Annotated in this window: 6 protein-coding genes; 5 read left to right on the top strand and 1 reads right to left on the bottom strand. The window is 70.0% G+C overall.

The annotated features are described in order from the left end of the window. From BGO22_RS01730 to BGO22_RS01720, 3 genes are all read left to right on the top strand, one after another. Nucleotides 1-460: FixG Ig-like domain-containing protein (locus tag BGO22_RS01730; protein ID WP_286848489.1), on the top strand; the 460-nt coding region annotated here is incomplete at its 5' end. Nucleotides 461-479: 19 nt separating this feature from the next. Continuing rightward, the gene (locus BGO22_RS01725) at nt 480-770 is read left to right on the top strand and encodes a hypothetical protein (RefSeq protein WP_070399962.1); all 291 of its coding nucleotides are present in this window, start codon (nt 480-482) and stop codon (nt 768-770) included. Nucleotide 771: 1 nt separating this feature from the next. Further along, complete coding sequence (locus BGO22_RS01720; protein WP_070399963.1) at nt 772-1,020, top strand: hypothetical protein; 249 nt, start codon at nt 772-774, stop codon at nt 1,018-1,020. Here the strand turns inward: BGO22_RS01720 and fnr are convergent. Continuing rightward, nucleotides 998-1,717, bottom strand: coding sequence for a fumarate/nitrate reduction transcriptional regulator Fnr (fnr, locus tag BGO22_RS01715; protein WP_070399964.1), 720 nt, complete (start codon nt 1,715-1,717; stop codon nt 998-1,000). The two genes, BGO22_RS01720 and fnr, sit on opposite strands and share 23 nt — an antisense overlap. Before the next feature lie 115 nt (nt 1,718-1,832). Between fnr and hemN the strand changes: the two genes are divergently transcribed. After that, the gene (gene hemN / locus BGO22_RS01710) at nt 1,833-3,230 is read left to right on the top strand and encodes an oxygen-independent coproporphyrinogen III oxidase (RefSeq protein ID WP_070399965.1); all 1,398 of its coding nucleotides are present in this window, start codon (nt 1,833-1,835) and stop codon (nt 3,228-3,230) included. 8 nt (nt 3,231-3,238) lie between these two features. Next, entirely contained in the window at nt 3,239-3,910 is a 672-nt protein-coding gene (locus BGO22_RS01705; RefSeq protein ID WP_070399966.1) for a sulfite exporter TauE/SafE family protein, read from the top strand. The last annotated feature ends 97 nt before the right edge of the window (nt 3,911-4,007 follow it).

Genomic DNA, 4,007 nt, shown 5'->3' with positions numbered 1-4,007 from the left:
CGGTGTCGCCAAGGGCTGGAACCGCGCGCAGATGCTGCGCCGCGCCCTGCGCCCGCGCGTGCTGGTCTACAGCGGCGTGTTGCTGGCGGTGTCGCTGGCGGTGCTGGGCAGCCTCTGGCTGCGCACGCCGCTCAAGGTGGACGTGATCCGCGACCGCGGCGCGCTGGCGCGCGAGGTGGAGCAAGGCCGCGTCGAGAACGTCTACCGGCTGCAGATCATGAATGCCACCGAGGTGGCGCAGACCTACGAACTGCGCGTGGAGGGCCTGCCGGGCATCGCCCTGGCGTCTGGCGATCGTGTGGAGGTGGCGCCCGCCGAGGTGCGCGCCGTCGCCGCGCGGGTCCAGGTGCCGCCCGGCGTGGCCGCGAGCGGCTCGCACCCCATCCAGTTCGAAGTGCGCGCCGCCCAGGACGAGCGCGTGCGGGTGCGTGAGAAGAGCACCTTCCTCGTTCCCCGATGACGCTTTCGCAGGAGACCCCATGAACCCCGATCCGATGAGCACCGACGCGCCCGAGCCCTGGTGGCGCGTGGGCCCCATGTGGCTGGTGGTGGGCGGGCCGCTGGTGGTGGTGGTGGCGGCCATCGGCACCGCCGTCATCGCCATCGAGGGCGCCGACCCGGTGCTCGACAAGGCCGCCTACCAGGCCACACTGGAGCAGGCACGCCGCCTGCAGGGCCCGCAGCGCGACGAGGCGCTGATCGGCCTGCAGCCCGCGCACCAGGCGCGCAACCACGCGGCCTCGCCCGTGGTCCGCGAGGGTGGCCACTGACATGGGCCGCCGCTGGATGTGGGTGGGCTGGCCGTCATTCCTGATGGCCGGCGTGTTGGAGATGCTGGTGTTCGCGGTGGTGGACCCGGGCGAGTTGCACTGGCAGGGCGTCGCGCTCGACTGGTCGCGCCCCGCCGTCTACACGGTGGCCTTCTTCGTGTTCTGGGCGGTGACGGCCGTCGCCTGCAGCCTGAGCCTGTGGCTGGCCTTGCCGCCGCAGGAAGCGCTCAGGAGCAGGTCTGCGGATTGACGATGCGCCGCAGCGCCTCGGTGTCCTTGATGTGCACGTAGCGCTGCTTGACGTCGATGATGCCGTCGTCGACGAACTTGGAGAAGGTGCGGCTCACCGTCTCCAACTTCATGCCCAGGTAGCTGCCGATCTCCTCGCGCGTCATGCGCAGGTTGAACTCGGACGGCGAGAAGCCACGCGCCTGCAGGCGCTGCACCAGGTTGAGCAGGAAGGCCGCCAGCCGCTCCTCGGCGCGCATGCTGCCCAGCAGCAGCATCACGCTGTGGTCGCGCACGATCTCGCGGCTCATGATGCGGTGCACGTGGTGTTGCAGCGGGGTGAACTGGCGCGACAGCTCTTCGACCTGGTTGAAGGGCATCACGCAGACCTCGGCGTCTTCCAGCGCCACCGCGTCGCAGGCATGGTGGTCGCTCACGATGCCGTCCAGGCCGATGATCTCGCCCGCCATCTGGAAACCCGTGACCTGGTCGCGCCCGTCGGCGGTGGTCACGCAGGTCTTGAAGAAGCCCGAGCGCACGGCGTAGAGCGAGGTGAAGCGATCGCCGACGGAGAACAGGGCTTCGCCGCGCTTGACGCGCTTGCGGGAGGAAATCAGTGTGTCGAGCTGGCCCATTTCCTCTGCGCTCAGGCCCATGGGCAGGCAGAGTTCGCGAAGGTTGCAGCTTGAGCACGCCACTTTGATGCGTTGCGCGTCCATGTGCGTCGTTCCTGAGTGCATGACAGGGAGCGAGCATACCCCTTTGGGTTCGGGATCACAGAGCCGCTTGACCAGGATCAAGGCGTCTGGGCCCGCCAGCCGGCACAGTGGGGCCATGCCAGAAGGACCCGCCGTGAGCCATGTGATCCCCGATGAACTGCTGCGTCGCTTCGACGTTCCGGGGCCGCGCTATACCTCCTATCCCACGGCCGACCGCTTCGTGGAGGCCTTCACCGAGCAGGACTACCGTCTGGCGCTGGGACAGCGGCGGGCCGGGTCGATGGCGCTGCCCCTGTCGCTGTATGTGCACATCCCGTTCTGCGAATCGGTGTGCTACTACTGCGCTTGCAACAAAGTTATTACAAAACACCATTCGCGCGGCGCCGAGTACCTGCGCCACCTCTCGCGCGAGCTGGACCTGCAGATCGAGCACCTGGGCGCGGGCCAGTCGGTGTCCCAGCTGCACCTGGGGGGCGGCACGCCCACCTTCCTGAGCGATGCCGAGCTGGAAGACCTGATGGCCATGCTGCGGCGCCACTTCGCGCTCGCGCCGGGCGGCGAGTACTCCATCGAGGTGGACCCGCGCACCGTGAGCGCCGAACGCCTGCGCGCGCTGCACCGCCTGGGCTTCAACCGCCTGAGCTTCGGTGTGCAGGACTTCGATCCCGCCGTACAGAAGGCCGTGCACCGCGTGCAGCCGGCCGAGCAGGTGTTCGCGCTGGTCGACGCGGCGCGGCAGATCGGCTTCGAGTCGGTCAACGTGGACCTGATCTACGGTCTGCCGCTGCAGACGCCCGAGTCCTTCCGGCGCACGCTGGCGCAGCTGCAGGCCCTGCGGCCGGACCGCGTGGCGCTGTACGCCTACGCGCACCTGCCGGCGCGCTTCAAGCCGCAGCGGCGCATCGTGGCGGCCGAGTTGCCGGGCGCGGCCGACAAGCTGGCCATGCTATCGGCCTCGCTGGACATCCTGCGCGCGGCGGGCTACGTTTACGTCGGCATGGACCACTTCGCCCTTCCCGACGACGCCCTGGCCGTGGCCAAGCGCCAGGGCCGGCTGCACCGCAACTTCCAGGGCTACAGCACCCAGCCCGATTGCGACCTCATCGCGCTCGGTGTGTCGGCCATCGGCCGGGTGGGCGCCACCTACAGCCAGAACGCCAAGACCCTGGACGAGTACGTGGACCTGCTCGACCAGGGCCGCCTGCCCATCGTGCGTGGCCTGGCGCTCACGCGCGACGACGTGCTGCGCCGTGCGGTGATCATGTCCCTGATGTGCCAGGGCGAACTGCAGTTCGAGGCCATCGACCTGGGGCACCTGATCGACAGTCGCCGTTACTTCGCCAACGAGCTGCGCGCGCTCGAGCCCTTCGTGGACGAGGGCTTGGTCACCATGGACGAGCAGGGCGTGCAGGTGACCGAAACCGGCTGGTACCTGGTGCGCGCGATCGCCATGGTGTTCGACCGCCACCTGCAGGCCGACCAGGACCGCGCGCGGTTTTCAAGGATTCTCTGAGCGCACCGATGTCCGGTTCACTGCTGATCACGGCGCTGCTCATGGGCCTGGTGGGTGGGCCGCACTGCATCGCCATGTGCGGCGCGGCCTGCGCGGGCATCGGCCGTGTGGCCGGCGAGCGCGGCACGCGCGCGCTGCTGGCGTTCCAGTTCAGCCGCGTCGCTGGCTACGCCAGCGTGGGAGCGCTGGCGGCGGGCTCGGTGCAGGGGCTGGCCTGGCTGGGCGCGCACACGCAGGTGATCCGGCCGCTGTGGACCATGTTCCACGTCGCGGCCCTGCTGCTGGGCGCCTGGCTGCTCTGGCGGGCGCGCCAGCCGGCGTGGGTTGACGGCATGGGCCAGGGCATCTGGCGCCGCGCGAAACCCGCCATCGCCCGCCTGGGCCCGCGCGCGCCCTGGGTGCTGGGCTTCGGCTGGGCGCTCATGCCCTGCGGTCTGCTCTATTCGGCGCTGCTGGTGGCCTCGCTCTCGGCCGACGCGGTGCAGGGCGCGGCGGTGATGGCGCTGTTCGCCATCGGCTCGTCCGTGTCGCTGTTCGCCGGGCCCTGGTTGCTGCTGCGCCTGCGCGAGGCGCGCTCGGGCGCCTGGGGCATCCGGCTCGCGGGGCTGGCGCTGCTGCTGGCCTCGGGCTGGGCCCTGTGGATGGGCATCACCCAACCGACGGGTCTGTGGTGCTTGTGAAGACCGCCGCCCGGCGTCAGGTCTTGGTACGGCTCGGGAGTGTGGCCAGCACCAGGCCCAGCAGAGCGATGCCAAAAGCCAGCAGCTGCAGGCCGCT

The sequence above is a fragment of the Hydrogenophaga sp. 70-12 genome (genome assembly GCF_001897365.1).
Classification (GTDB): domain Bacteria; phylum Pseudomonadota; class Gammaproteobacteria; order Burkholderiales; family Burkholderiaceae_C; genus Hydrogenophaga; species Hydrogenophaga borbori.
Note: the sequence above shows the minus strand (reverse complement) of the source record. Positions and strands in the feature narration are given on the sequence as shown.

What these genes read in the sequence shown, in the direction of transcription:
- fnr (WP_070399964.1), bottom strand. Translation starts at nt 1,717, where the DNA reads ATGGACGCGCAACGCATCAAAGTGGCGTGCTCAAGCTGCAACCTTCGC.
- BGO22_RS01705 (WP_070399966.1), top strand. Translation starts at nt 3,239, where the DNA reads ATGTCCGGTTCACTGCTGATCACGGCGCTGCTCATGGGCCTGGTGGGT.
- BGO22_RS01720 (WP_070399963.1), top strand. Translation starts at nt 772, where the DNA reads ATGGGCCGCCGCTGGATGTGGGTGGGCTGGCCGTCATTCCTGATGGCC.
- hemN (WP_070399965.1), top strand. Translation starts at nt 1,833, where the DNA reads ATGCCAGAAGGACCCGCCGTGAGCCATGTGATCCCCGATGAACTGCTG.
- BGO22_RS01725 (WP_070399962.1), top strand. Translation starts at nt 480, where the DNA reads ATGAACCCCGATCCGATGAGCACCGACGCGCCCGAGCCCTGGTGGCGC.